The organism is Chryseobacterium ureilyticum, from assembly GCF_900156735.1.
GTDB classification, from domain to species: domain Bacteria; phylum Bacteroidota; class Bacteroidia; order Flavobacteriales; family Weeksellaceae; genus Chryseobacterium; species Chryseobacterium ureilyticum.
Window position 1 is genome coordinate 576,007 of sequence record NZ_FTOL01000002.1, and the last position, 25,747, is coordinate 601,753.

Below are 25,747 nucleotides of genomic sequence, written 5' to 3' on the forward strand. Positions count from 1 at the left end.
TTTAAAATTTAATTAATATGAAAAAAATATTACTTCCCTTAGTTTTGTTTACAGTTCTTGCAAGTGCACAAACACAACGAGACTATTATAACGAATCCTCTTCAGCAATAGACCCCGTAATAGGTATGAATAACACAGAGAGTGAGAGTGTTAAAATGGCTAATGAAGCCTTGAAAGCTAATAAACAGAGTAAAATCGGACAAAAGCTAGAAAAGTCTTTAGAAAAAGTTGAGAATTTGGAAACTCCAAAATTTGAAGATGTTTATCAAAACACCTCAACACCTGAAAATAGAAGTTATAATCAGTCTGGAAATATCCAAACCAACCCTCAAAATAACGAGGTTGACCCATTCAGTTCACCGGAAGACAAATCCCCCTCTTTTCAAGGTGAAAGAGTTAATGTTGATGAACATTATATCCAGCAACCCGACGGAAACTACATTAAAAAAAATACTGGCTACCAAAAAACGAGTAATGCTGGCAGTGATAATACAATGTTGATTGTAGTTATCCTTATCGTTGGAGCTGGAATTATCGGGGCTATCGTAACTAACAGCCAGAAAAAGCCAAACACCGACCATGATAACTTTAAATAAGTTGTATGATAAAATCCATGACTGGCTACTTCCAATGCCAGAACAGGAATGTGATATGTTTCCACCTGTAGACCATCTCTACTCTACATCATTTCAAAAAGTAGTAATGAATTATCTAAAATGGTATGGAGTTAATAAAAAAGGGAATACTACCAGTAGTAAAGTTTACCCCACATTTGTTGAAACTCTGGAAACTAAAAACATACTAAGAAAATGTGGTTTTACAACTGGTGAATACATTGAGAAACTTGTAATCTATGAGTTTCTGGAAATGAAGGAGAGAATGCCCGATTTGAATCCAGTAATGTTTGCTCACTTTTTTGAAGACAGCTACCACAATTCTAAACTTGTTAAATTTACATCTTTAGAGGTTCAAAAATTGAATCAAAACACAAAAGAGTATTATGATAAAACAAGAAGGTTTTTAATTGAAATTCAAGGCTATTTAAAGGTTAGTGATTTGAGAATCAGAATTGAGTGTATCCATACTGAAAATAAAAATTGGTTTAACCATTCCAGAGTTCAGGAATTCATAACCCCATTTTGCAAGTTAGCATTAAACTGTAATGAATTAGGCAGGTTTAGTATTACTTACTTTATTAATCCTCACTTTAAAGAGTTTATAGGGGAATCACTAGCTAATACTCTAGAAAAACAATTTAATGAGCTGGCTAATAGTGAAATCAAAGATTTAGTAAAAATGACTCCATTGAATCGAAGATATGACAAATGGTTTAAACAGATTCAGAGCATTCCAAACTATAAAGTAACTATTACAGAACAAAATCTTTTATAGATCGAAAGACAGCCATAGAACTCTTAAGGTAGATTAGAAACAATACTTCCCTCTAAATCTATGGAGGGAAGCTTTATTATCCATTTGTCTTGTAATCACATAAACCTTGCGTTACATATAATAATAATCTGATTATCATCAAGTTAATCAAAACAAAAGACAGATTGAAATTTAGTTCTAAAAACCAGTTAAATATATCATTCTTCAACAAAGCTTTGAGCAGACTTTACAACCGATATTTTACCACCAACAGAGCACTGGCATGTAGAGCTATCTAATAGCTCTTTTTTGCCTTCAATTTCAAAATCAGAAGTATTATCCCACTTAATAGGTGAAGGCATACACGAAGACTTTAAAACACTACACATTCCAAACGGTTTAATGTTAGTATTAGATTGTTTATCCTCTTCCGTAGCTTGTAGCTTTCCTTCAATCTTCATAAAAGACTGACTTGTTACTGTGAGCGGAGTTGGTGAAGTTCCTTTATCACATTTTAGCTGGGTTGTATCAATTAGATAGTTAGGCATAGTTTATTTTGTCTTTTTATCTTGCCATGTCTTTCCTCCATCAACAGTATATAAAGCCTTCCCTTCTCCATAAATCATAATTCCATCTTTATCATTATAAAAATTTACTGAGGTACATGTTTCTTTAGGAGAAATTGCATTCCAAGTATCTCCATTATCATGACTGTAGTATATGCTATATACAAGATTAGAACAATCACATTCAATACATGATTTTAAATGATAGAACCAAATAGTATTACCATTTGAATTAATATCATCAAATCTAGAACCCGATGGAATAGCATCTAATATAAAACCCCTTAAATTTATTGTTGTCCAGTCTTTATTATCCTTTGAAACTTGCAAAAGAGGATAATCTCCTTTATTACCATACTTGAAGATTAAATTTTTATACTTGAAAATTTTTATACTTGAATTATTAGCCTCTTCACTAATTTTTTTTGTAGATATATACTTATACGCGTACAATCCTGTAATTAGTAATCCAACTATAACAATAAAACTTATTAGTAACTTTTTCATATTAGTAATCTTCCAAGGTTTTAAACTCTGCTTTTCTTTTCTGAAAATAATCTATTAGACTTCCTAGTTTATTCAATTCATCAGTATTTGCTAAATCGACTTTACCATTAATTAATTTACCTTTCCTAAACGCCCTTTCATGCATTAATAATACAACCTTTCCTTCTGTTTTTCCTACCTCATCCCAGCCCCCACCATAGTAAACCATATCCAACAATTCATCTCTGACAGCTCCCCAAGAATCCGTTACCCTGTCTTTTGAAACATACTCCTTCGAATACATATCAAAATAAGGATGTGTCTCTTCCCATTTGCCATAGTCTAATTTCTTTCCTTTTTCCCTCTCCATAGCAATATTATGAAATTCAAATTTCATTTTCCATTCTGCATCCCAACCAAAAATTTTATATCCCTCTTTATACAATTCATCTGCTTCTTCCTTTGTATCTTTTTGTGAAAGCTCCCATCTATTTCCTCTATCAGTACTTTTTATGTCTTTTAGCTTATCATTAACATACCAAGTGTTTGTTCCTGGAAATCTTGCTAAAGGTTTTTTTTGGTTTTTAGCCAAGGGAAACTTAAGCTTTGAAAAGTCTTTATTATAAATTTGCCCCAAATAATAATTAATCTGGTTTTTACATTTCTCAAAATCAGTAACTACGCTCATTCTTGTATTCTTGTTATCAACAAGTACTCCTCCACTTCTATAAAAGCTTGAATAGTGGTCATTTGCATGTGAATATGAATGGTTTGCAATTATATGATTCTCATATATATCCTGCAAAATCTTTTTTGCTTTTTCTGGATAATATGAGAAGGCATACCACAAATGTACCCCTGTTAAGAAAAATGTTCCTTTGATTCCTTTTTCCTTTAGTAATTGTAAGACCTCTTCTGTTCCTGCCTGTATTCCATCATCAAAGGTTAAATAGATTTCTCTCTGGACAATCTTAACAGGCTTAGTGTCTTTCAATTCACGTATAGCCAAAATTTTAGTATCTCCCATTACTTTAGAATTAAGCTTGTTGTTTTTCTACTTTTACACTTCTCTTTAATTCTGCAAAGCCATCCTTTTTAACATTACCCGTAAGAGTTATTTCCTTTTCTCCATTATTGATGTCTTTATCATCTACTTCGTATACAGTTAGTGTAACCGATTCTCCCTCTTCATAGTTTCTGGTATAAACAAATAAACTTATTTCCTCATCATAAGATGCCATTGAAATTTCTTTATTCATTTCTGCATCCATCCATTGAGCACTTACAATTTGTTTCTCTTTAGTATAATCAAACTCCCCATTTTGAGGAAGTTTATTCATCTGAGGGGCTTTATACTCAATCTTGTCTTTAGCAGTCAATAATGAGTTTGCTCCATAAACATGCATTCTGTCTTTTGCTCCGAACTCAGTCTGTCCATCGGTATAACCTATGAATTTTTCTTTACCATAAAGGTCTAGGTGTGCTTTTGCTGATATTTCAGTATTAGTTCCAGCATTGATAATAGTTTTCTTTCCACTGTCTTGGCTTATCTCCTGCTTGGCAATAATCTTAATATTTTCACCAACATTGGTATCCATATTCTTTCCTGCTTTGGTTTCAATATTCTCTTCAATATCAAACTTAAGGTTCTTTGATTTTATGGTTATGGTTTCGGGAGCAGTAATGTTAATGTTACTTCCCTTTGTATCAAATCTCAATTCATTACCACTTTTATCGGTCAGTAAAATGCTTTCATCCTCTGTAAATACTAATCTGTGCCCACTTCTGGTCTGTAGGGATTTTACACGGTTATCCATTCCACCTCCCAAGCCTACACCACCGTGGAACATTCCACCCATTGCAAAGGGAAAATCTGGGTTATGGTATTCAAAATTGACCATTACTTGGTCTCCTATTTCTGGAACGGCCACAAAGCCTCTATTCTGGGTTATGGCATCTGTTCCCCCTGCATCTGGGCTCATCATTCGGATAAAATGGGTGTTATCATTCAGCTGCCAATCAAACTGCACTTGTATTCTGCCCTGATTCAAAGGGTCTACATTAGAAATTACAGTTGCCACTTGTGGTTCTGCTTTGGGTGTTACAAAAGCTGGTTTCGGCATGAATCCTGTTCCTTCAGCTATAGCTTCAAAGCTTCCTGTATAATAACCTCTTGCATCAACTTCGTGGGTCACCTCTGTTATCATCAAAGTTGTAAAGTGTGAAGTATCGTTACTATCCTGTTTTCTCATGTCTATATCTGCTACGCACCCTATAAACAGAAAAGGAACTGTTGTTTTTCCTGAAACCGTAAAAACTTCTACTGCTTTACTTCCTCTTGCACTCTTTTGGGAATCATCTACATCAAGAAACATATTGGCATTGATAGGAGTGGGAGTAAGTGACCTTGTTTTGAAAATATTATCATTCAACTCATAGGCTTTGGATGATAGGTCTCCTAAATGCTTAATCTCATTGTTAGAACCATTCATTTTAGCATGACTACTGCTATTATAACCAAAGTATTCAGGTTTAGTGTGTACTGCTTTTAATTCTACCTGTACATCTATAACGTTGCTTCCATAGATAAGCTGTATAGGCTTTTCAGATGGAGGGAGTTTTCCAAAATGTAGAATATATCCATCATAATAAAACTGTTCTCCATAAGCTTCTGCAAGTCTTGCAAGGTAGTTATAATGAGTTTCACAATATTGAGAACTGTAGTTAATGTAGCCTTTGTTCTGAGTGTCTATTCTGAAATCAAATTTACTCGTTCCTAATGCTTCCTTGATTATTCTGTCAGCTATGATGGAAGTATTTACAGATTGACTCCCTCCAAAACTCTGAGTGTGGGGGGCTGAATCCATCAAAATAGTTGGACTATATCCTTTAAGCACAATATTACCAAGGCTCATTTGCTCCTGACTAAATGCAATCTTTGTAATGACACCAACAAATGTTCTTTCAGGACTTTCGTTTTCAGTATCTTTATATTTAAATGTTACTGTAATTCGTTTTCCTAAAAATTGTTGGGCTTCTTCAAGATTATGGTTCTGCACTTCACCTAATGAATCATGAGCTAAAGTCAGTTCAAAATAGTGGTGTTTTCTAGCACTTTGCTGTAAACGAAAGTGTTTAAAATGACTGATAGATTTCCCCTCAACCACAATGTCAAGCTTAACCACACGGTTAATGCCTGCTATATGGTTCTCTGAAATCTTTTCAGAATTGGAAATATTCTTTCTCATTAATACTGTGGTATTTGTGTTTATATCACCAAATATAGATAAATGTATAATACCACATAAACAAATTTTGGAAAACTTTAAAAAGTGTAGTAAAACTACGATTGAGCTCTACTTAATAATAATATCAAAAATGACAAGAAGTCAACTTTTATTTTATCAAAAAGCGAGAAAAATAATAGGTATACACTTTCTTTGATTTTAGAATTCAATTTGTGAGCTACTAATAGTTCTGAATGATTTATAGTTTCAAATAAAAATGTAACACACTAACCAGTAGCTTATTTTGATAGTTGTTATAATTTCTAACAAACCATTGATAGCTTTCCCTAGTTTTGTTTTCGGTCAAAATGTTGATGCCAGGTTCTTTTGATAACCAATCATTCTTTAGAGCATAAAAATCTCCAAATCTTTCTACATTCGATGTCATTCAACTTACTTTTAACCTATAAAACCTTATAAGTATTTTACTTATATTTGTTATTAAACATTTAGCCATGACATCAAAGAAAAATGAAGAATTAGAAAATGATAACAATGCTCAAGAAAAAGCAAACAGTCAGAAAGAAGACATACGTCCAGTTTGTGGTTTAATTATGCCAATAGCTGATACAGACGGCTACCCTACAGGACACTGGAAGGAAGTAAAAAAAATTATAACATCTGTCGCTGAAGAAGCAGGATTCAGAACAAGACTTGTCAGTGAAAGCGAAGATGTACGTGTTATCCAGAAAACCATTGTGCAAAATGTTTTTGATGATGATATCGTAATATGTGATGTAAGCTCAAAAAATCCAAATGTAATGTTTGAGTTAGGATTACGGTTTGCATTTGATAAGGCAGCAGTAATTATAAAGGATGATGAAACAGGCTATTCTTTTGACACCAGTCCAGTAGAACATATTAATTATCGAAAAGACCTACGGTTTTCATCGATTGAACAATTTAAAAAAGATTTATCTTTAAAACTACTTGCTACATTTGAAAAATCAAAAGATGCTAATCATTCAATGTACTTACAAGATTTCGGAAAGTTTGTTGTCAAGGAATTAGATACTAAAACCGTATCTGAAAATCAATATATTCTAGAAAAACTGAATGAAATGCAAAGAGAAATAAGGAATATTTCGAATGCAAATGTAGCTGATGCTAAAAGAGAAATATACGAAAGTCCCAAACAGATAAAGGAATTGGTAAAATTGCTTTACAATGAATTTAAAAACGATGGGGCAATTTCTAGTAAAACTGGATTAGCAAACTTAATTAGTGATACTATGGAAAATGCACATAGCATTTTAATTTCTCCCAAAACAATTATTAGATATATAGAACAATTCAATTTAGAAGAGCTTAATTAACTCCAAACCTAAGTTGTTTAAATCATAATCTCCTGTCATGTAACAGGAGATTTTATTTATGTTAGATTTATTAAAAACCTTCTTGATATTTCAGATTTCACCAACTCGATTTCGTCATCTGTAAGGAATCCTAACGGACTATAATTAGTGTATTTTCTCTTAAATAAGGTAACCTTGTTATGATAACCTTCATCTTTTTTTACATGAGGACTATTATAAAAAGACAACTCATTATATTCATAATTTTTAATATTTTGATAAAAGATTTCAAAGTATACCTTATCAACCTTCTCAGTATTCCAAAGAATAAAAAAATTAACATCTCCAGCTATCTCATCACGATGATTATCAGAATCATCAAGAGTAAATTTCCATTTTCCCTCACCTACATCTTTATAAGTTAAGTCATAAGATGTATTCAATCTTGCATTGTAATCCTCAAGGTTAAGTTTTGCAATACTTATTTTCTTTTCAAATTCATCAGATGATAGAATCTCCTGTGATAGTCCGTTTTCAATTAAGATATTATTCATTGTTAAAGTTTTATTTAAATATACATTTTATTCTGTACACTCAACGATACCCAGAAAGCAAAAAGTTTTAATAAAGCAAAAATTAATATTGGCAGATACTCTATAACAAGATATTTAGAAACCAAGACTTTTAAAAATCTTTGCCGTTGACTTTGCTTTCTCAACATCTGTTTTGCTGATATAAGCTAACAATTGCCTTTCCGTCTTATGTCCAGTAAAGTTTAACAAGTACGTTATTGGGATTTTCTCATAGAAATTTGTAGCAAAACTTTTACGTCCAATATGAGAGGTTACAAGTTGATATTTTGGATAGTCCCCAAATACCTTCCTTGTTATTCTAGGTAAACCGTCCCTCTCAATTGTCATAACTTTTCCGTTATATAGAACCTCATTTATATCAGCTAGCTCACAGACATCTTTAATATATAGATTAAGATTTACATCAGATATTTTACGTGGAAATTCTCCTTCTCTTTTCAGTAGAATGTTTTCAACTTTTTGCAGTACTGGAATTTGCATTTTAGTTCCCGTTTTAATTTGATTAAACTCAATGTATGATTGATTCTCATCATCATGTATAATCATACTGGAATTAAACCTTAAATAATCACTAACTCTCTGTCCTGTATAGCAAGCTATAAGAAGCCAGTCCCTCGCATTGTCCAGGTGCTCATTAGGCATTATTGTTCGTTCAATTCTATCTAATTCATCAAAAGTCAAGTAAATAGATTTAGGGACATTCCTAGAAGCTTTTTCAATATCAAACGTCCACAAAAAAGTATGTTTATGAACTTCTACATCAAGGGAATCAGCAACCTTACAAATCATTTTCAGAAATTTAAGATTTCGATAAGTAGTGGATGTTTTATAGCTCTCTCGCAAACAATACTTCTCAAAATCAATTCTAAAAGAATTATCTAAATCAGAAAACTTCAAATGCTTAAAAGTCTTCTTTCTTGCCCTTACATCATCACAATAGCGTTTTATCAATTGCTTAACAACATTTGCTTTCTTAATAGTTGATTCACTTACAATATCTTTCTTCAAGCTAATGTAATCATCAATAAATAAAAGTACATTGTCAGATTGTGGTTCATCTTTTTCTGGAACGACCCTTTGGGGACAGACAGTAGCTTCAAGCCAACCTTTTACATCTATTTCAGGTTTAAAACTTCTATAATCTGAAATTATTTTTGTTTCAAGTCTAATAAGTTCTATATTCACTTCACCTAAATCATTATCTGTATTTCGTGAACTTATCACACATTTACCATTTTTCCAATCTTTTGGTTTACACTTTAAGTGTGAGATGGGTACTTTTACATCTACCTTCTTATCCCTTAACCGTACCCAAATTGTACTGTACTTGTTTTCAACTTTACCCCTGTTAAAAAAACTAACTGATGCCATAAATTTTCGATTCAAAATTGTTCCCAAAATTGTATCCGAACTCTAAAAGATAAGCATAAAACAATGGGTCTATTTTATCTTCGGGCATGTAGAAAGCTTATGTATTGCTTGTTTGGACGAGGGTTCGAATCCCTCCAACTCCACTATAAAAGAGAATTTGTATTATACACTTTCTCTTTTTTTTATTTTAGGCTTATTACACAATAAGGGAAATTAATAAGACTATATAATAATTCCAGCTATTTCATAAAAATTTATGTTAATAACTGGAATTAAAAATTATTATATCAAAATATTTTATTCTACCAATCCTGGGATTTCTTGTAGTTCATTGACTTCTACATCATAATCTATACTATCATATCCAAAGCCAAACAATTTAAAGAAATCATTTCTGTATCCTTCCAGATCTGCTATTTCTCCAATATTTTCAGTGGTTACCTTATCCCATAATTGCGATACTTTTTCCTGTATATCAGGTCTCATTTCCCAATCATCAATTCTGATTCTACCTTTTTCATCCGTTGGAATTTCTCCTGAAAATAGTTTAGTTTCAAACAATCTATAGATCTGTTCGATACAGCCTTCATGAACCCCCTCCTCCTTCATTGCCTTATATAAAAGGGAAATATAAAGAGGAATTACCGGAATCGCAGAACTCGCCTGAGTAACTAAAGCTTTATTAACTGACACGTAAGCTTTCCCATCAATATCTTTAAGTTTTTCGGAAATTTTAAATGCCGATTGTTCCAAATGATCCTTTGCTCTACCAATACTTCCGTTTCTATATATAGGAGTAGTAACTTCAGGTCCTACATACGAATAAGCAACAGTTAAGCATTCAGGAGATAATACATCTTCCTTTTTAAGGACATCAATCCATCTTTCCCAATCATCACCCCCCATTACTTCTATCGTATTGTTTACTTCTTCTTCAGTACATGGTTCTATTACAACATTAGAAACCGTTCCTGAATGAAAATCTACCGTTTTATTTTCAAAAGTTTTTCCTATTGGCTTGATAACTGAATTATAAACTTGCTGCGTATCAGGATGTACTTTTCTTGGAGAAGCAAGACTATATATTACCAAATCGATTTTCTTCAAATCAGATTTAATAAGATCTATCGTTTTTTGCTTTATTTCATTTGAAAACGCATCTCCGTTGATGCTTTTTGCATATAATCCCTTTGCATGAGCCTCTTTCTCAAAAGCAACAGTATTATACCAACCTGGTGTAGCAGGCTTTCCTTCCATTGGAGGTTTTTCAAAGAATACCCCTATCGTAGAAGAATCTGACCCAAAGGCACTCACAATTCTGGACGCTAATCCAAAACCTGTTGACGCTCCTATAACCAGAACATTTTTAGGTCCATCAGCAATTTCACCTTTTGATTTTGTAAAATCAATCTGATTGGTAACATTTTTCTCACATCCCTCAGGATGAGCTGTAAGGCAAATAAAACCCCTTACTCTTGGTTTAATAATCATAAAATTTAATTTATTACCTATCTATAATTTCAGAAAGATGACACTGTGAAGACACTGGCTTAAATCCAAGTTTATGCGCGTTACAATTTCATCAGCCATTCCGAAAATACTTCATTATATATTAAACCGACAAGATAAGAAAAATTTTAGATTGTATTCTTAAAAGAATCATTCATTAAATATCCTAATAATATTCAAGAGTGAAGGATAAAGTATTTAAAATTATTATAAAAACAAAAAGACTCTGCAACAGAGCCTTTATATTTCATTTCATATTTTTATAAAATTCATACAGCTTTTCAATATCCACAGAACAAAGAATTGGTATTACATCTTTCAGAATACTTTCATCCCATTCCCACCATTTCATTTCGAGAAGCAGCTGAATATGATATTCATTAAACCTTTTCTTAATTGGTTTTGCAGGGTTTCCTCCCAAAATGGTATAAGGTTCTACATCTCTGGTAACCAACGCGCGGCTTCCAATCACTGCTCCATCACCTATTTTAATACCAGGCATAATCATAGCTTCTGCACCTATCCAGACATCATTACCAACAATAGTATCTCCAGCCAACATGAAAGCATCTTTACTATCTTTAAAACACTCCACTTCTGACATATAAAAGAAAGGAAAACTTGAAATCCAGTCATAACGATGTCCCTGATTTCCACACATGATAAAACTGACACCGGTTCCAATAGAACAATAAGAACCAATAATCAATTTATCTACATCATCTCTATCCGGGATTAAATACCGGGCACATTTATCAAAAGAATGCCCGTGATAATATCCGGAATAATAGGAGTACTTACCGGCGATAATATTAGGATTTTGAATATGGTCTTGGATAATCTTGCCTTTAAAAGGACTTTCGAAGAAATTTTGCATTTTTTAGCTTTTAAATATAACATATAGAAATAGTAGAAAACTATTCCTTTAAATACACTTGAATTTGTTAATTCAAAAAAGCTAACGTGTTAATTTCATAACAAACAAATATAGACAAAAATGCAGAATCTTTCTCTCGATTTAATGCTCTACATGACAAAAACTAACCTTATTTAATGATTTTATCTACAAAATAAGTACACTAATCAGAAAAAATATTTTAATCCTCTATAATACAATAAAATATAAACAACTGAAAACTAAAACACTAAAGCTTATTAATCCAAAATGATATTTACTGCACCACAAAAAAGACTAAAAAAATGTTTTATCGTAAAGAATTTTATATATTTGCACCATCTAACAATTAAAAAAATAATTTACTATGTCAGACATTGCATCAAGAGTAAAAGCTATCATCGCTGATAAGCTTGACGTTGAAGAAACAGAAGTAACTCCTGAAGCTAGCTTCACTAACGATTTAGGAGCAGATTCACTAGATACAGTTGAACTAATCATGGAATTTGAAAAAGAATTTAACATTCAAATCCCTGATGATCAAGCTGAAAAAATTACTACTGTAGGACACGCTATCGCTTACATCGAAGAAGTAGTAAATAAATAATATTCTTCAACAAAAAAGAAATTAAACAAAGTTTATGGAATTAAAAAGAGTAGTTGTAACAGGTTTTGGAGCAATAACGCCAATCGGAAATAATGCAAAAGAATACTGGGAAAATCTTGTGAAAGGTGAGAGCGGAGCCGCTCCGATTACTCTTTTTGATGCCACAAACTTTAAAACGAAGTTCGCTTGCGAAGTGAAAAATTTCGATCCACTACAGCATTTCGATAAGAAAGAAGCTAAAAAGATGGACCGAAATACTCAATTGGGACTTGTTGCTGCTAAAGAAGCAGTAGCACATTCTGGTATTATTGAAGATAATGTAGATAAAAACAGAGTTGGTGTAATTTGGGGTTCCGGAATCGGAGGTCTGGAAACATTTGAAACGGAAGTTTTAGGATGGGCTAATACGGAAATTCCTAGATTCAACCCGTTCTTTATTCCTAAAATGATTGCAGATATGACACCAGGTCAAATCTCAATTGAATATGGTTTCCACGGACCAAATTATACAACTGTATCTGCTTGTGCTTCTTCAGCTAATGCTTTAATTGATTCCAAGATGCTTATCCAATTAGGGAAAGCAGACGTGATTGTGTGCGGAGGCTCTGAAGCAGCCGTTACTGCAAGTGGTGTCGGTGGATTTAATGCAATGATGGCACTTTCTACAAGAAACGATGATCCAACAACAGCTTCAAGACCTTTTGACAAAGACAGAGATGGGTTTGTACTAGGTGAAGGTGCTGGATGTATCATTCTTGAAGAATATGAGCACGCTGTAAAACGTGGTGCTACAATTTATGCAGAATTATTAGGAGGCGGTATGAGCGCAGATGCATATCATATGACTGCTCCACATCCTGAAGGTCTTGGCGCTTATCTGGTAATGAAAAACTGTTTGGAAGATGCAGGTTTAACTGCTGATGAAGTAGATCATATCAACATGCATGGTACTTCTACTCCATTAGGAGACATCGCAGAATCCAACGCAATTTCAAAATTATTGGGAGAGCATGCTTTTGACATTCAGATCAATTCTACAAAATCAATGACAGGTCATCTTTTAGGAGCTGCCGGTGTTATTGAAGCTATCGCTGCGTTAGGAACTATTATTCATGGTATTGTTCCTCCTACCATCAACCATTTTACTGATGATGAAAAGATTGACAGCAGACTAAACTTTACGTTTAACACTGCCGTTAAGAAAGATGTAAAAGTAGCCATGAGCAATACTTTTGGATTTGGCGGGCACAACGCTTGCGTTCTATTTAAGAAAATCTAAATTCAATGAATGGAGTTACAGAAATACTTTTCTAAATTCCTTCTCAAAAAAAGAAAAAGACAACTAACGGAGAGAGATTATTTTCTCAGTACTGAGCTTAAAAAAGTTTTAGGTACCGAGGTACAAAATATTGCTCTTTACCGCGAGGCTTTTTCTTTAAAAAATTCTTCTAAAAATCAAGACAGCAATTATGAAAGGCTTGAATTTTTGGGAGATTCTGTTTTGGGTACAATTATTTCTTGTCATTTGTTCCAGACTTATCCTCAAGCCAATGAAGGATATCTGACACAGATGAAATCTAAGATTGTTAATAGGAAAAATCTTAATAAACTAGGAGAAGACCTTAAGCTTACGAACCTTCTGCAAAAGCAGAATAATTCTTCAGCTTTAGGGGAGAATATCTCCGGAAACTTATTCGAAGCCTTAATTGGTGCCGTATATCTGGACTTTCATTATGATGCTTGCAAAAGGATCATTTTGGAAAAACTTTTGACCCCTTCCGAGATTAACAAGCTTGAGAACAAAATTGTAAGCTACAAAGGGCTTCTGCTTGAATGGAGCCAGAAAAAGAAGGTGAATATAAAGTACGAAACCTGCGAAGAAATACAGGCTAATAAAGCTGTGGTCTTCAGGTGTCATGTATGGCTGGGAGATGAAAAGATTGCCAACGCAACGGAAACTTCCAAGAAAAAGGCTGAGGAAAAGGCAGCACAAAGAGCTTTTTATATTTTAAATAAAAAAGAAAATATACTTGGAAATTCAAAAACTTTATGATCTTGATGATATAGAATTTGAAGATATTGCCATAGGATTGGTAAGATTAGCAAAAAATATACCTGCTCATGAGTTTTTCTACAAAATAAATCAAACCAATAATCTCAACTTTTCAAGAAAGAAAGATCTTGTCTTTCATGGAGATTATTATGATTATTTTTTTCCAAGATTTGAAGCCTATCACAAGTATTCTAAGACTTGTTTCACCTTTATTTCAAATAAATCTTCTGAAAGTAAACAAAAAAAAGTTCAAACCGAGCTCTTTACAGAAGAAGAAAACATTAAATTTTTATTAAATAATCAGGTAGATGTAGAATATATTCTACATAGTTCGGAACAGTTTCCTGATTTTTCCGTAATTTTGCTCCCTGAAAATCTTGTGTTTCCAATTCAAGATTACACACTGAGTTCTGAAGAGGAACTTTATCAAATTATCCAGTATTATGAATAAGTATTTAAAGAAGACAAAAATTATCGCAACACTAGGTCCTGCTTCTTCATCGAAGGAGGTGATGTTAGATTTAATGAAAGCGGGTGTTGATATTTTCAGAATAAATTTTTCACATGCAGATTACGACTTAGTTCGAAAAAATATTGAAATAATTAGAGAGCTAAACAGCGAGTATGGTTATTCAGTGGGTATTTTAGGGGACCTTCAGGGACCTAAACTAAGAGTAGGTGTCGTAAAAGAAGGATCTTACCTGAACCCTGGAGACATTCTTACCTTCACTAATGAAAAGATGGAGGGAGATTCTACAAAGGTATACATGACCTACCAACAATTTCCACAGGATGTAAAGGTAGGTGAAAGAATCCTTATCGATGATGGTAAGCTTGTATTGGAAGTTACTGAAACAAACGAAGTAGATACTGTAAAGGCTAAAACAATTCAAGGGGGACCTCTAAGCTCTAAGAAAGGAGTAAACCTTCCTAATACACAGGTATCTCTTCCTGCATTGACAGAAAAGGATATTCAGGATGCTAATTTCATGATGGACATGGAGGTAGACTGGATCGCTCTTTCGTTTGTACGTCATGCACAGGATATCATTGACCTGAAAGAATTAATCGCAAAACATCCAAACGGTAAATTCAAAACTCCAATTATTGCGAAGATTGAAAAGCCTGAAGGTGTTAAAAATATTGAAGAAATCTTATTGGAATGTGACGGACTGATGGTTGCCCGTGGTGACCTTGGTGTAGAAGTTCCAATGGAAGAAGTTCCTGCTATCCAGAAAAACCTGGTAGAGAAAGCAAGATTCTACTCTAAGCCTGTAATTATCGCTACTCAGATGATGGAAACGATGATCAACAGCTTAACACCAACAAGAGCGGAAGTAAATGATGTTGCCAACTCTGTATTGGATGGTGCTGATGCAGTAATGCTTTCAGGAGAAACTTCTGTAGGTAGATATCCTGTACAAGTGGTAGAAAACATGGCTAAAATTGTGAAAAACATTGAAACCACTCACTTCTACCAACACAAGAATGAACCGATTGAAAAAGACTATAACTGTATCGATGAGAGATTCATTACAAACAGGGTATGTCTTGCAGCAGTAAGAATTGCAAAAACAACAAACGTTTCTGCTATCGTAACGTTGACTCACTCTGGATATACAGCTTTCCAGCTTGCAGCTCACAGACCGAACTCTCAGATTATTGTATACAGTGGAAACAAAAGAGTAATTACTATGCTGAACCTTCTTTGGGGTGTTCACGCTTACTATTATGATATGAAAAAGTCTACTGACGAAACAATCATTCAAGTAAATATGTTAACGCATAACTATGGTTATATCGAAACAGGAGACTTCGTTATCAACATCAATGCTACTCCATCATATGAAGGTGGTAAAACAAATACGTTGAGATTAACGACAGTATAAGCAATAAACAAAGCTACTTGTTAAAACATAAAAAAACTCCCGAAAATTGATTTCGGGAGTTTTTGTTTATAATATGATACGGTTCTTAATTACCTACGATCGTCTTTGCTGTTACAAACTCTTTTAAAGCATGTAAAGAAAGCTCTGTTCCATATCCTGAAGCCTTGGAGCCACCAAATGGAAAACGTGGGTCAGAACTTGTCATTCTGTTGATATTTACCGTTCCTGATTCAAGGTTCTCGATAAAGAATAACTGACGGTCTTTGTTTTGTGTCCAAACTGAATTAGAAAGCCCAAAAGGAATATCGTTAGCAATCTGTAATGCTTCTTCCGCATCTTTAGCAATCATCACCATTCCAAGAGGACCAAAAAGTTCTTCTTTTAAAATTGGATTTCCTTCTTTAACTCTGATTAAACCAGGTTTAAATTCATTTTCTGAAACTCTTTCTAAAGGAAGAATGATTTCTGCACCATTTTCCAATGCTCTGTTGAATTGAGCTTCCAACTCGTCTGCAAGATCAGGTCTTGCCATCCCAGCTAACTTTGTTTCTTTATTGAAAGGATCTCCGATTTCGTATTTTTTATATTCTTCAATGAAAACAGGTAAAAACTGATCTTCTACTTTTTCATCGATAATAAATCTTTTTGCTGCTGTACAGGTTTGACCACAGTTTTGAAGTCTTGATTTAGCTCCGGCTTTTGCTGCTGCTTCAAAATCTCCATCCTCAAAAATGATAAATGCATCACTTCCACCTAGCTCCAGTAAAGATTTTTTAATATTTAATCCAGCAATTGAAGCTACTTCTCCTCCTGCTTTTCCACTTCCTGTAAGACTTACTCCTTTTACAGCATCGTGCTCAAGGATTTCTTTTACAGCTTTATGTCCTACTTCAAGGTTTTGGAAAATTCCTTCAGGGAAACCTGCTTCCAAAAGAACTTCTTCAATGGCATTTCCACTTCCGAAACAAATTGAGGCATGTTTTAAAACAACTGTATTTCCAGCTAAAATTGCAGGGATAGCGAATCTTAGTACCTGCCAGAAAGGAAAATTCCATGGCATTACTCCTAAAATTACACCTTTCGGAACATAATGTACTTCAGAATAGGCAAATTCAGATTCTACTTTTTCGGGTTTTAAAATATTCTCGGCATCGGCGTAATAATTCATCATCAATGCACACTTTTCAACCTCAGCAATAGATTCAGAAATGGGTTTATTCATTTCAGTGGTAATAATCCTGCCAAATTTCTCTGAATTATTTTTTAGTATTTCTGCTGCTTTTGCAATTAACTTCTGCCTTTCCTCAAACGGCACTTTTCTCCACACCGAAAACGCTTTATCTGCTTTAATAAGCTTGTTTTCAATTAATTGTTCCATAATATAATTTCTGTTTTAAATTCAGCTAATGAATTTATGAGCGCTTTTAATCTAAAAGCACGATAAGGGCAGCAAATTCTATTCCTTAAGGGTAAATAAAAGAATGATTTTCTCTATCGGAAGAATATAACTTTATCTTAAATCATTAGCCATTCATTCACCAGACAAGCAGCAAGCCTAGCCGTTCTGTCTTGAATATCGAACGGCGGATTCACTTCTGCTACATCCAGTGCAACCAGTTTTTTGTTTTTAAGGATATGTCTGTAAAAATGCATAAAGGTTGCGTCTGCAAAGATACCATTATATGCCGAAGCTGAAACCCCCGGAGCGATAGATGCATTAAAAACGTCCATACAAATAGTAAGATAGGCGAAATCTACATTTTCTAACAGGTCATCAATGCGCTGATAAACGGAAGGAAGGTTTTCAAAGAATAATTCGTCGGAAAGAACATATTTCATTCCATATTGATGTGCTGTATCAAAGAGCTTGAGGGTATTAGAATTTCTCTGAATACCGATATGGAGAGAATTGATAGGTCCTTCCTGCGCGATCTGCCAGAATCCTGTTCCTGAGCTTGGTCCTACTCCTTTTTCCGGTTGCCTGTTATCAAAATGAGCATCAATATTAATAATCCCGATTTTTTGCTCTGGATAGGCAGTTTTAATACCTAAATAATGGGCATAGGTTACTTCATGACCACCACCTAAAACAAGAGATTTCCCTCCTTTTAAAAGAACTTTTGAGACATTCTTGGCAAGGTTATTCTGAGCATTTTCCAGATTACCGTCTTCACACGTAATATTTCCAAAATCCAGCATTGAGAAATTAGGAAGAATAACCGGAAAATTGGACATATTTTTCCTAATCACATCTGGAGCGTCTTTTGCTCCCTGGCGCCCTCTATTTCTCCTGACTCCTTCATCCACGGCAAAACCATGCAGTGCGAAATCATTCGTGGAAATATTGTCGTAATTCTGTTCTTCTTTTACTCTCTGAAATAGTCTGTGGAAGAGAAGTTCTTCTCCGTCCAATCTACCCTGCCAAATATTTTGAAACATATTCCTTTAAAATTCAATTTTAGTCACATCATTCTATTCAGTAAAGCTAATTAATATTGTTTAGATATAAAAACTCCTTGTGCATATTATATAAAGAATTCATTGTAAGAATAATAGTAGGTGTTTTAGACTTTATTCTCGTTGGCATTACTGCTAATAAACATTTCATTTCGCTCTTCTGAAATAATTTCCAAAAATCGTTCGTAATGTTTCAAGACATCAGAAATCAATTCATTTTTGGTAAAATACTGCACATCATAGCCTTCTCTCCCATCTCCAAAATAAGATCTTGGGTAATGGGTTTTATTATCTTCAAGATCCGGAAGGTTCTCTTCATTGATGATGTATTCTGAAACTGTTTTTATTTTATTCTCAACTCCGTATACAAAATTATTAACCACACCCTGATGAATTTCAATTTCTACTCGGGTAGGGTTTTCATGATGGTTTATTTTGGCTTCTATCCCATTAGCAGCAAATTCCTGTTGCAGATCAGTAAAAGCTTCTTTTGCTTTCACATTAATAAAACGGTCTACGGAAGTATTATCTTTAAAGGAAACGATATTTTTTAAGCGTTCTTTCCAGAATTCACCGGACCATGGAACGGTAGACACGGAGAAGTTTCGGTCATAATATTTTTGGTCAATAGCTAATCCTTTCATCAGACTTACAATGAATAAAATCACTACAATGGAAAACGGTAATGCTGTAATTAAGGTCATACTTTGAAGCGCTTTCAAGCCTCCTACATTTAATAATAAAAGTGAAAGAACAGCTAGTAAAACACCCCAGAATACAATTTGCCATTTGGGAGATTTGCTGGCATTTTTAGTCGCAATACTATTCATTACAAATATCCCAGAGTCTGCTGAAGTAACAAAAAAGATAAGGATGATTAAAATGACAAAGAATCCTGTAAATTGTGATAAAGGAAGATAATCCAGAAAACGGAACATTAATGCATCAGGATCTGAGGCAAACTGGCTCAATTGTCCGTTCGCAATATTCAAATCAAACCAGATTGCACTGTTTCCAAATACAGACATCCAGATAAAATTGAATAATGTTGGTAATATTAAAACCGCTAGAATAAATTCTCTGATTGTTCTTCCTTTGGAGATTCTTGCGATAAACAATCCTACGTAAGGAGACCATGAAATCCACCATGCCCAATATAAAATTGTCCAGTCATAAAACCATGGCAAAGCATTTTTTTCATAAACATGGGTATTGAAAGTAAGATTGAAAAAATTATTAATATAATTTCCTAAACCATCTGTAAAGCTTCCGATCAGATAAACCGTAGGTCCTAATATTAATACAAAAAGTAAAAGTCCGATCACACTGATCACATTAATATTACTCAAGATCTTCACTCCTTTTCCGACTCCGGAAATTGCCGATATCACAGAAAGCGAGACAAGAGTAACCACAATGATAATCTGATACATAAAACTATTCTCCGGAGTAATATGAAGTATATTCAATCCTGAACTGATCTGTACCACTCCAAATCCCAAAGTGGTTGTAATTCCAAAAAAAGTACAGCATAATGCAAAAACATCAATTGCATTTCCCCACTTTCCATTGATTTTATTCTTGAGCAAAGGATAAAAGCAGCTTCTTAATGAAAGTGGTAATCTATAACGATAAGCGAAGTAAGATAAAGAAAGTCCTACTACACCATAAATTGCCCACGCGTGAATTCCCCAGTGAAAAAAGGTATAAAGCTGAGCCTGTTTTGCCCTGCTTACATAATGATTATCTGCAAAAACTTCAGAGGAATAATGCTGCATTGGTTCTGCAACACTGAAATAGATCAATCCAATTCCCATTCCTGCTGCAAACAACATGGAAATCCAGGAAAAGAAAGAGTATTCAGGTTTACTGTCATTGGCACCAAGCTTAATGTTTGCATATTTACTGAAAAGCAGATAGACAAGGAAAATAACAAATAGCGTTACAGACCATACATATACCCAATTCAAGTTGACAAATATGAATTGTTTTATCTCGTTCAAGATGTTTTCAGTCGGTTTTGGATAAACTGCTGAGAGAAAACAGGTACCTATAATAAATATTAAACTCGGAATCGTGACCCCTTTGTTAAAAGTAGATCTAACATTTTGAAAATTCATCATTTTTTATTTTCGTTTATAGTATTGACAAGTCTTCCTGGTATGGGATATAGCTGTAAAAAAAGTACTGAGAAATAAGAAAATATCCAGGTTTTCCGGAATCTCCGGCGCACTTAAGAACTATGAAAAATACGTTATTTATCTAAAAATCAACGCTAATTGCAGCGCAAGATAAGAAAACTTATAGAGAAAATGAAAAATATCAGGAACTTTATGATTTTGCCTTCCTTCAATTCAAGTTTATGTATTGAATATATTTTACTTCAAAAAAAAGGAAGTTTCCTACAGATCTCACAGATTACACAGAGGATTGAAAACATTGAATATGATGCTTTTAATAAGCAACGTTTTTTAGCTTCTGGACTCATGATTTTAAGGAATAAAGATGTATAATTTTATCCACAAAAAATGTGGAAAAGAAACTCTTCCACATTCATATATTTTAGAACTTTACTTTTATTCTAGAATTTGCGGCACATAAAATTAAGGGTATTTTAATTCTTAGAAAATTCATGAATTAAAATTGTTTTTATTTAATCAACAAGGTTTCCATCAATATAAACATGTTCAGCTTTAAGGCTTCCTTGATTATACAATACATTCTGGAAATTATTAGTCTTAAAAGTTACAAAGTCTGCTTTTTTCCCAGTTTCCAATACTCCCCTGTCTTCCAGATTAAGTGCATATGCTGCACGGAAAGTCATTCCTGCTAAAACCTCAGCCGTCGTCAGTTTCTGGAATGTTGCAAGAATTGAAGCTTGAGTAATTAAGTTCCCCATCGGTGCTGACCCAGGATTCCAGTCACTCGCAATGGCAACAATAGCTCCGGCATCTAATAGTTTTCTAGCTGGTGTAAATTTTTCTCCCAGTCCTAAACTTGCTCCCGGAAGTGCGGTTGCTACCGTATCCGATTGTGCAAGAAAATCTATATCTTCATCAATAGTAGCTTCCAAATGGTCTGCTGATTTTGCTCCTACTTCTACCGCAATTCTTGAGCTTCCCGGCGTAAACTGGTCAGCATGAACGGTTATCTCAAAACCTAAATCTTTAGTTTTAAGTAAAAAATCTTTACTTTCTTCCGGTTGGAACGCTGATTTTTCAATAAAGATATCTACACGTTTAGCTAGATTCTCTTCTTTTACTTTAGGAAGGATTTCCGTAAGAATATAATTCAGATATTCAGGATTGCTTCCTTCAAAATCTCTTGGCTTTAAATGAGCAGAAAGGCAGGTAGGAACTAAAGTTGCTTTCGTTGATTCCTGTGCTTTTTTAATAATTCGAAGCATTTTCAACTCATTTTCTACGTCAAGTCCATAGCCACTTTTTACTTCAATGGTTGTAATTCCAAGATCAACAAGGAATTTAATTCTTTCCAATAATGTTTTCAATAATTCTTCTTCAGAAGCATTTCTTGTATGTTGTACGGAACTCCAGATTCCTCCACCACTTTCAGCAATCTCAAGATAGGTCTTCCCTGCATTACGCATTGCAAAATCATTGGCGCGGTTTCCACCAAAACAAATATGAGTATGTGAATCTACAAAAGCAGGCAGAACAACTTGTTCTCCTTCAGTGTGCTCGATTTGTATTCCAGGGTTTTCGCTTTTTAAGGCTTCAAAATTACCAACTCTCTGAATGGTATCATTTTCTACGATAAGTCCTCCATCAACAATGATTTCCAATTGCTCATCGGAAAGTTTTCCTCTTAATGGTAAATTGGCAAGGGTTACAACTTGCTTAAATGGTCCTATTAATTTCATTATCTAAGGTTAATGTTATAAAATAAATTATATTATCATTTATGGAAACCTGGTAAGGCAATTATAAATTCAAAATAAAATAATTCAAGTATTAATTTTCCTCTCAAAAATACTTAAAATATATCAATTCATCTCTTAATCTCAATCAATATTAGACTCTATGTTCGTGTAAACCTCAGCCCTACGATGAATCATTGCTTCAATTTAACCTTTTCTTAATCTTCATTTCAATCTTAGTCTAAATTTGCTATCTTTGAGGTAAATGAAATGAATTAATGCCAGATTTTTTACATCCAGATAAGGAAAACTACTCACGGGAGGAGTTGATGCAGGAAGAACAAATTCGTCCCCAAAGCTTTAAGGATTTTGCGGGACAAAGAAAGACGCTGGAAAATCTTGAGGTTTTTGTAACTGCTGCCAAAAGGCGTGGCGGTGCACTTGATCATGTCCTTTTACATGGTCCTCCAGGTTTGGGAAAAACTACTTTATCCAATATTATAGCCAATGAGCTTGGGGTAAACTGTAAAATTACTTCGGGTCCTGTATTGGATAAACCTGGAAGTTTAGCAGGATTACTTACCAATCTTGAAGAAAATGATGTTCTTTTCATTGACGAGATTCACCGTCTTTCTCCGGTTGTGGAAGAATATCTGTATTCTGCCATGGAGGATTATAAGATTGATATCATGCTGGAAACTGGTCCTAATGCAAGAAGTGTACAGATAGGGTTGAATCCTTTTACATTGGTAGGAGCTACAACAAGGAGCGGAATGCTTACAAAGCCAATGCTTGCCAGATTTGGTATCCAAAGCCGACTGGAATATTATTCTATTGAGCTTTTATCCACAATTATTCAAAGAAGTGCAAGGGTTCTGGGAGTGGCAATTTATGAAGATGCAGCAATTGAGATTGCAAGAAGAAGCCGTGGAACGCCAAGGATCGCCAACGCTTTACTTAGGAGAGTACGTGATTTTGCAGAAATTAAAGGGAATGGTGAAATTGAGATCAATATTACTAAATATGCTTTAGATTCTCTGAATGTAGATGAATTTGGATTGGATGAAATGGATAATAAGATCATGCGTGTCATGATTGAAAATTTCAAGGGAAAACCTGTGGGAATTTCTGCTTTGGCAACCTCTATCGGAGAAAATCCGGAGACTTTGGAGGAAGTATATGAACCGTTTTTGATACAGGAAGGTTTTATTATCAGGACTCCGAGAGGTAGAGAGGTTACCGATAAAGCTTATCAGCATTTAAATATTTCAAGACCTAGAAATCCTGGAGAACTTTTTTAATGTAAAGTTCAAATTTGGATTTAAAGCTTTAATATATAAGTTATTAATTGATGTTTGTTCCTAAATTATTTAGAAGTGAAGATTTGAATCTGATGAGGGAAATTATCAGGGAGAATTCTTTTGCTTTACTGATTTCTTCTGTTGATAAGATTCGGGCAACTCATTCCATGATGATGCTGAATGAAAGTGATCCGGAAAATGCTTATATTGAAACTCATATTTCCCGGGCAAATCCTCAGGCGAAAATACTGAAAAACGGAGATGAAGTTCTTTTTGATTTTTTAGGCGCTCATACTTATATTTCCAGCAGCTGGTATGACCATATCAATGTTTCTACCTGGAATTATGAAGCTGTACAGATCTACGGAAAAGTAGAATTAATGGATCAGGATGAACTTTACAGTCATCTGGAGAAATTAACATCAAAATACGAACAGTTTCAGCAGTGCCCCATAATGGTAAAAGATATGGGAAAGGAATTTGTAGAAAAGGAAATGAAAGGTGCCTTTGGAATTAAGGTGATTCCTACAGAAATATTTATCAAGCAAAAGCTGTCTCAAAACAGAAAGGAAAATGATTTTAACAATATCATTTCACAGCTTGAACAATCGGATGATGATGCCAGGAGAATTGCTGAAAAAATGAAACTAATAAAGAAATAATCAAAATATACATATGAAGCTATATCCAATACAATGTGGAAAATTTAAATTAGACGGCGGTGCCATGTTTGGAGTCGTCCCAAAAAGTCTGTGGGAAAAAACCAACCCGGCAGACGAAAAAAACCTGATCGAATTGGGAACCCGCTCTCTTCTTATTGAGGACGGAAAAAAACTGATCCTTGTAGACTGCGGTCTTGGAAATAAACAGGATGACAAATTCTTTGGACACTACTCTCTTTGGGGAGATGATACTCTTGATAAAAATTTAAAAAAATATGGTTTTGTAAAGGAAGATATAACAGATGTATTCCTTACTCACCTTCATTTTGATCACTGCGGTGGCGCTATTGAATGGAATGACGACAAAACCGGTTACAGACCTGCTTTCAAAAATGCACAGTTCTGGACCAATGAAAATCACTGGCAATGGGCAACGGAACCTAACACGAGAGAAAAAGCGAGCTTCCTGAAGGAAAATATTATGCCTATACAGGAAAGTGGACAGCTCAACTTTTTGCCGCTTCCTACTACTGGAAACTACGGTTTCGCACCAGATCTGAAAATGGATGTGATCTTTGTAGACGGACATACAGAAAAGCAAATGCTTCCTGTGATTCAATATCAGGAAAAAACAGTTGTTTTTGCAGCAGACCTTATTCCTACCGCAGGACATATTAATCAGGTATATGTGATGGGATATGACACAAGACCTCTTTTAACACTGGAAGAAAAAGGAAAATTCCTAAAACAGTGTATAGATAACGAATATTTATTATTCTTTGAACATGATGCTCATCACGAGCTGGCAAGTCTTAAAATGACCGAAAAAGGGGTAAGACTTGATGAAACGTTCAGTTTTAATGATGTTTTCGGTTATTAATTTTTAATTATGGAAGAATTACATTCAGAAGCACAACAGGCAGAGCCGCCCGCACCCAAGGTTATTGGATTAACAGGAGGAATAGGTTCGGGGAAAACTACAGTAGCTAAATTTATTGAAGAATTCGGTTTTCCGGTTTATTATTCGGACGATAGAGCAAAAGATATCGTGAATGATAATGAGGAGCTGAAAATTAAGATCAAAGAACTTCTTGGGGAAGAATCTTATGATGAAAACGGAGTATATGACAGAAAGTTTGTTGCCGGTAAGGTTTTTAATAACAAAGACCTTCTTCAGCAATTAAATGAGATCATCCATCCGGCAGTTCGCATTGATTTTGAAAACTGGGTAAAACAACAGACTAAGTATTTAGTATTTAAAGAAACAGCATTATTATTTGAACTAAAGCTGAACAGGCAATGCTATAAGTCTCTTTTGGTAACGGCTGAAGATAATATCAGAACCAAAAGAGTGATGGACAGAGATAATAAAACCTATCGTGAGGTAGAAGCTGTCATGGAAAAACAAATGCCTGAAAAGGATAAAATCAAAATGGCAGACTGTATCATTTATAATAATACAAATCTGGAAGATTTAAAAGAGCAGACGGAAAAGGTCATCTTTGCTATTGAATAATATATTCTTAGA

The 25,747-nt window shown here is 34.1% G+C and carries 24 protein-coding genes; 12 read left to right on the forward strand and 12 right to left on the reverse strand.

Going from position 1 to position 25,747, the window contains the following annotated elements:
• The first annotated feature begins 17 nt into the window (after window positions 1-17).
• Together BW983_RS08870 and BW983_RS08875 are read left to right on the forward strand one after the other, a co-directional pair.
• Window positions 18-596 carry a hypothetical protein gene (locus tag BW983_RS08870; protein ID WP_076551611.1) on the forward strand — a complete coding sequence of 193 codons (579 nt, stop codon included), beginning with the start codon at window positions 18-20 and terminating at the stop codon, window positions 594-596.
• Window positions 580-1,392 (forward strand): hypothetical protein, encoded by an 813-nt coding sequence (locus tag BW983_RS08875; protein ID WP_076551612.1) that lies wholly within the window; start codon window positions 580-582, stop codon window positions 1,390-1,392. The genes BW983_RS08870 and BW983_RS08875 overlap by 17 nt, the downstream gene beginning before the upstream one ends.
• Before the next feature lie 197 nt (window positions 1,393-1,589).
• On the opposite strand, the gene BW983_RS08880 is transcribed toward BW983_RS08875, so the two are convergent.
• From BW983_RS08880 to BW983_RS08895, 4 genes are read right to left on the reverse strand one after another with little or no spacing between them, the layout of a single operon-like run.
• Window positions 1,590-1,919, reverse strand: coding sequence for a DUF4280 domain-containing protein (locus BW983_RS08880; protein WP_076551613.1), 330 nt, complete (start codon window positions 1,917-1,919; stop codon window positions 1,590-1,592).
• Between the two features lie 3 nt (window positions 1,920-1,922).
• Window positions 1,923-2,444, reverse strand: a complete 522-nt coding sequence (locus BW983_RS08885) for a WD40/YVTN/BNR-like repeat-containing protein (RefSeq protein WP_076551614.1) — start codon at window positions 2,442-2,444, stop codon at window positions 1,923-1,925.
• A 1-nt stretch (window position 2,445) separates the two neighbouring features.
• A complete protein-coding gene (locus BW983_RS08890) occupies window positions 2,446-3,450 on the reverse strand; it encodes a polysaccharide deacetylase family protein (protein WP_076551615.1) in 1,005 nt (334 codons plus the stop codon).
• Window positions 3,451-3,460: 10 nt separating this feature from the next.
• Window positions 3,461-5,671 carry a type VI secretion system Vgr family protein gene (locus BW983_RS08895; RefSeq protein ID WP_139329248.1) on the reverse strand — a complete coding sequence of 737 codons (2,211 nt, stop codon included), beginning with the start codon at window positions 5,669-5,671 and terminating at the stop codon, window positions 3,461-3,463.
• Between the two features lie 494 nt (window positions 5,672-6,165).
• On the opposite strand from BW983_RS08895, the gene BW983_RS08905 reads away from it, so the two are divergent.
• Window positions 6,166-7,026 (forward strand): hypothetical protein, encoded by an 861-nt coding sequence (locus BW983_RS08905; RefSeq protein WP_076551617.1) that lies wholly within the window; start codon window positions 6,166-6,168, stop codon window positions 7,024-7,026.
• A gap of 56 nt (window positions 7,027-7,082) precedes the next feature.
• Here BW983_RS08905 and BW983_RS08910 read toward each other — a convergent pair whose 3' ends face one another.
• From BW983_RS08910 to catB, 4 genes are all read right to left on the reverse strand, one after another.
• On the reverse strand, window positions 7,083-7,559 hold the full coding sequence (locus BW983_RS08910) for a hypothetical protein (RefSeq protein ID WP_076551618.1): 477 nt from the start codon (window positions 7,557-7,559) through the stop codon (window positions 7,083-7,085).
• 114 nt (window positions 7,560-7,673) lie between these two features.
• Window positions 7,674-8,969, reverse strand: coding sequence for a phage integrase SAM-like domain-containing protein (locus tag BW983_RS08915; RefSeq protein ID WP_076551619.1), 1,296 nt, complete (start codon window positions 8,967-8,969; stop codon window positions 7,674-7,676).
• Window positions 8,970-9,266: 297 nt separating this feature from the next.
• Window positions 9,267-10,460: an enoyl-ACP reductase FabV gene (gene fabV, locus BW983_RS08920; RefSeq protein WP_076551620.1), complete on the reverse strand. Its 1,194-nt coding sequence runs from the start codon at window positions 10,458-10,460 to the stop codon at window positions 9,267-9,269.
• Between the two features lie 265 nt (window positions 10,461-10,725).
• Entirely contained in the window at window positions 10,726-11,355 is a 630-nt protein-coding gene (catB, locus tag BW983_RS08925; RefSeq protein WP_076551621.1) for a type B chloramphenicol O-acetyltransferase, read from the reverse strand.
• 385 nt (window positions 11,356-11,740) lie between these two features.
• Between catB and BW983_RS08930 the strand changes: the two genes are divergently transcribed.
• The 5 genes from BW983_RS08930 to pyk are packed head-to-tail and all read left to right on the forward strand — an operon-like array spanning window position 11,741 to window position 15,922.
• Window positions 11,741-11,980 carry an acyl carrier protein gene (locus BW983_RS08930; RefSeq protein ID WP_002976354.1) on the forward strand — a complete coding sequence of 80 codons (240 nt, stop codon included), beginning with the start codon at window positions 11,741-11,743 and terminating at the stop codon, window positions 11,978-11,980.
• A 34-nt stretch (window positions 11,981-12,014) separates the two neighbouring features.
• On the forward strand, window positions 12,015-13,259 hold the full coding sequence (gene fabF, locus BW983_RS08935) for a beta-ketoacyl-ACP synthase II (protein ID WP_076551622.1): 1,245 nt from the start codon (window positions 12,015-12,017) through the stop codon (window positions 13,257-13,259).
• Window positions 13,260-13,268: 9 nt separating this feature from the next.
• On the forward strand, window positions 13,269-14,033 hold the full coding sequence (gene rnc / locus BW983_RS08940; protein WP_076551623.1) for a ribonuclease III: 765 nt from the start codon (window positions 13,269-13,271) through the stop codon (window positions 14,031-14,033).
• Complete coding sequence (locus BW983_RS08945) at window positions 14,011-14,484, forward strand: IPExxxVDY family protein (RefSeq protein WP_076551624.1); 474 nt, start codon at window positions 14,011-14,013, stop codon at window positions 14,482-14,484. Before rnc ends, BW983_RS08945 begins: the two co-directional genes overlap by 23 nt.
• On the forward strand, window positions 14,477-15,922 hold the full coding sequence (gene pyk, locus BW983_RS08950) for a pyruvate kinase (RefSeq protein ID WP_076551625.1): 1,446 nt from the start codon (window positions 14,477-14,479) through the stop codon (window positions 15,920-15,922). Before BW983_RS08945 ends, pyk begins: the two co-directional genes overlap by 8 nt.
• 85 nt (window positions 15,923-16,007) lie before the next feature.
• Here pyk and BW983_RS08955 read toward each other — a convergent pair whose 3' ends face one another.
• The 4 genes from BW983_RS08955 to hutI all read right to left on the reverse strand — a co-directional run bounded on the left by BW983_RS08955 (window position 16,008) and on the right by hutI (window position 22,259).
• Window positions 16,008-17,300: an aldehyde dehydrogenase family protein gene (locus BW983_RS08955; RefSeq protein ID WP_076551626.1), complete on the reverse strand. Its 1,293-nt coding sequence runs from the start codon at window positions 17,298-17,300 to the stop codon at window positions 16,008-16,010.
• Window positions 17,301-17,437: 137 nt separating this feature from the next.
• Window positions 17,438-18,361, reverse strand: a complete 924-nt coding sequence (gene hutG / locus BW983_RS08960) for a formimidoylglutamase (RefSeq protein WP_076551627.1) — start codon at window positions 18,359-18,361, stop codon at window positions 17,438-17,440.
• A gap of 125 nt (window positions 18,362-18,486) precedes the next feature.
• Window positions 18,487-20,502: a BCCT family transporter gene (locus BW983_RS08965; RefSeq protein ID WP_084184394.1), complete on the reverse strand. Its 2,016-nt coding sequence runs from the start codon at window positions 20,500-20,502 to the stop codon at window positions 18,487-18,489.
• 530 nt (window positions 20,503-21,032) lie between these two features.
• Window positions 21,033-22,259 carry an imidazolonepropionase gene (gene hutI, locus BW983_RS08975; RefSeq protein WP_076551629.1) on the reverse strand — a complete coding sequence of 409 codons (1,227 nt, stop codon included), beginning with the start codon at window positions 22,257-22,259 and terminating at the stop codon, window positions 21,033-21,035.
• Window positions 22,260-22,534: 275 nt separating this feature from the next.
• On the opposite strand from hutI, the gene ruvB reads away from it, so the two are divergent.
• From ruvB to coaE, 4 genes are read left to right on the forward strand one after another with little or no spacing between them, the layout of a single operon-like run.
• Window positions 22,535-23,557, forward strand: a complete 1,023-nt coding sequence (gene ruvB / locus BW983_RS08980) for a Holliday junction branch migration DNA helicase RuvB (protein ID WP_076551630.1) — start codon at window positions 22,535-22,537, stop codon at window positions 23,555-23,557.
• 50 nt (window positions 23,558-23,607) lie between these two features.
• Window positions 23,608-24,219: an FMN-binding negative transcriptional regulator gene (locus BW983_RS08985; protein WP_076551631.1), complete on the forward strand. Its 612-nt coding sequence runs from the start codon at window positions 23,608-23,610 to the stop codon at window positions 24,217-24,219.
• Between the two features lie 13 nt (window positions 24,220-24,232).
• Complete coding sequence (locus BW983_RS08990; RefSeq protein WP_076551632.1) at window positions 24,233-25,099, forward strand: MBL fold metallo-hydrolase; 867 nt, start codon at window positions 24,233-24,235, stop codon at window positions 25,097-25,099.
• A gap of 9 nt (window positions 25,100-25,108) precedes the next feature.
• Complete coding sequence (gene coaE / locus BW983_RS08995) at window positions 25,109-25,735, forward strand: dephospho-CoA kinase (RefSeq protein ID WP_076551633.1); 627 nt, start codon at window positions 25,109-25,111, stop codon at window positions 25,733-25,735.
• Window positions 25,736-25,747: the final 12 nt, after the last annotated feature.

Coding starts and splice junctions, on each gene's coding strand:
- BW983_RS08870 (WP_076551611.1), top strand. CDS start 18: ATGAAAAAAATATTACTTCCCTTAGTTTTGTTTACAGTTCTTGCAAGT.
- BW983_RS08875 (WP_076551612.1), top strand. CDS start 580: ATGATAACTTTAAATAAGTTGTATGATAAAATCCATGACTGGCTACTT.
- BW983_RS08880 (WP_076551613.1), bottom strand. CDS start 1,919: ATGCCTAACTATCTAATTGATACAACCCAGCTAAAATGTGATAAAGGA.
- BW983_RS08885 (WP_076551614.1), bottom strand. CDS start 2,444: ATGAAAAAGTTACTAATAAGTTTTATTGTTATAGTTGGATTACTAATT.
- BW983_RS08890 (WP_076551615.1), bottom strand. CDS start 3,450: ATGGGAGATACTAAAATTTTGGCTATACGTGAATTGAAAGACACTAAG.
- BW983_RS08895 (WP_139329248.1), bottom strand. CDS start 5,671: ATGAGAAAGAATATTTCCAATTCTGAAAAGATTTCAGAGAACCATATA.
- BW983_RS08905 (WP_076551617.1), top strand. CDS start 6,166: ATGACATCAAAGAAAAATGAAGAATTAGAAAATGATAACAATGCTCAA.
- BW983_RS08910 (WP_076551618.1), bottom strand. CDS start 7,559: ATGAATAATATCTTAATTGAAAACGGACTATCACAGGAGATTCTATCA.
- BW983_RS08915 (WP_076551619.1), bottom strand. CDS start 8,969: ATGGCATCAGTTAGTTTTTTTAACAGGGGTAAAGTTGAAAACAAGTAC.
- fabV (WP_076551620.1), bottom strand. CDS start 10,460: ATGATTATTAAACCAAGAGTAAGGGGTTTTATTTGCCTTACAGCTCAT.
- catB (WP_076551621.1), bottom strand. CDS start 11,355: ATGCAAAATTTCTTCGAAAGTCCTTTTAAAGGCAAGATTATCCAAGAC.
- BW983_RS08930 (WP_002976354.1), top strand. CDS start 11,741: ATGTCAGACATTGCATCAAGAGTAAAAGCTATCATCGCTGATAAGCTT.
- fabF (WP_076551622.1), top strand. CDS start 12,015: ATGGAATTAAAAAGAGTAGTTGTAACAGGTTTTGGAGCAATAACGCCA.
- rnc (WP_076551623.1), top strand. CDS start 13,269: ATGGAGTTACAGAAATACTTTTCTAAATTCCTTCTCAAAAAAAGAAAA.
- pyk (WP_076551625.1), top strand. CDS start 14,477: ATGAATAAGTATTTAAAGAAGACAAAAATTATCGCAACACTAGGTCCT.
- BW983_RS08955 (WP_076551626.1), bottom strand. CDS start 17,300: ATGGAACAATTAATTGAAAACAAGCTTATTAAAGCAGATAAAGCGTTT.
- hutG (WP_076551627.1), bottom strand. CDS start 18,361: ATGTTTCAAAATATTTGGCAGGGTAGATTGGACGGAGAAGAACTTCTC.
- BW983_RS08965 (WP_084184394.1), bottom strand. CDS start 20,502: ATGATGAATTTTCAAAATGTTAGATCTACTTTTAACAAAGGGGTCACG.
- hutI (WP_076551629.1), bottom strand. CDS start 22,259: ATGAAATTAATAGGACCATTTAAGCAAGTTGTAACCCTTGCCAATTTA.
- ruvB (WP_076551630.1), top strand. CDS start 22,535: ATGCCAGATTTTTTACATCCAGATAAGGAAAACTACTCACGGGAGGAG.
- BW983_RS08985 (WP_076551631.1), top strand. CDS start 23,608: ATGTTTGTTCCTAAATTATTTAGAAGTGAAGATTTGAATCTGATGAGG.
- BW983_RS08990 (WP_076551632.1), top strand. CDS start 24,233: ATGAAGCTATATCCAATACAATGTGGAAAATTTAAATTAGACGGCGGT.
- coaE (WP_076551633.1), top strand. CDS start 25,109: ATGGAAGAATTACATTCAGAAGCACAACAGGCAGAGCCGCCCGCACCC.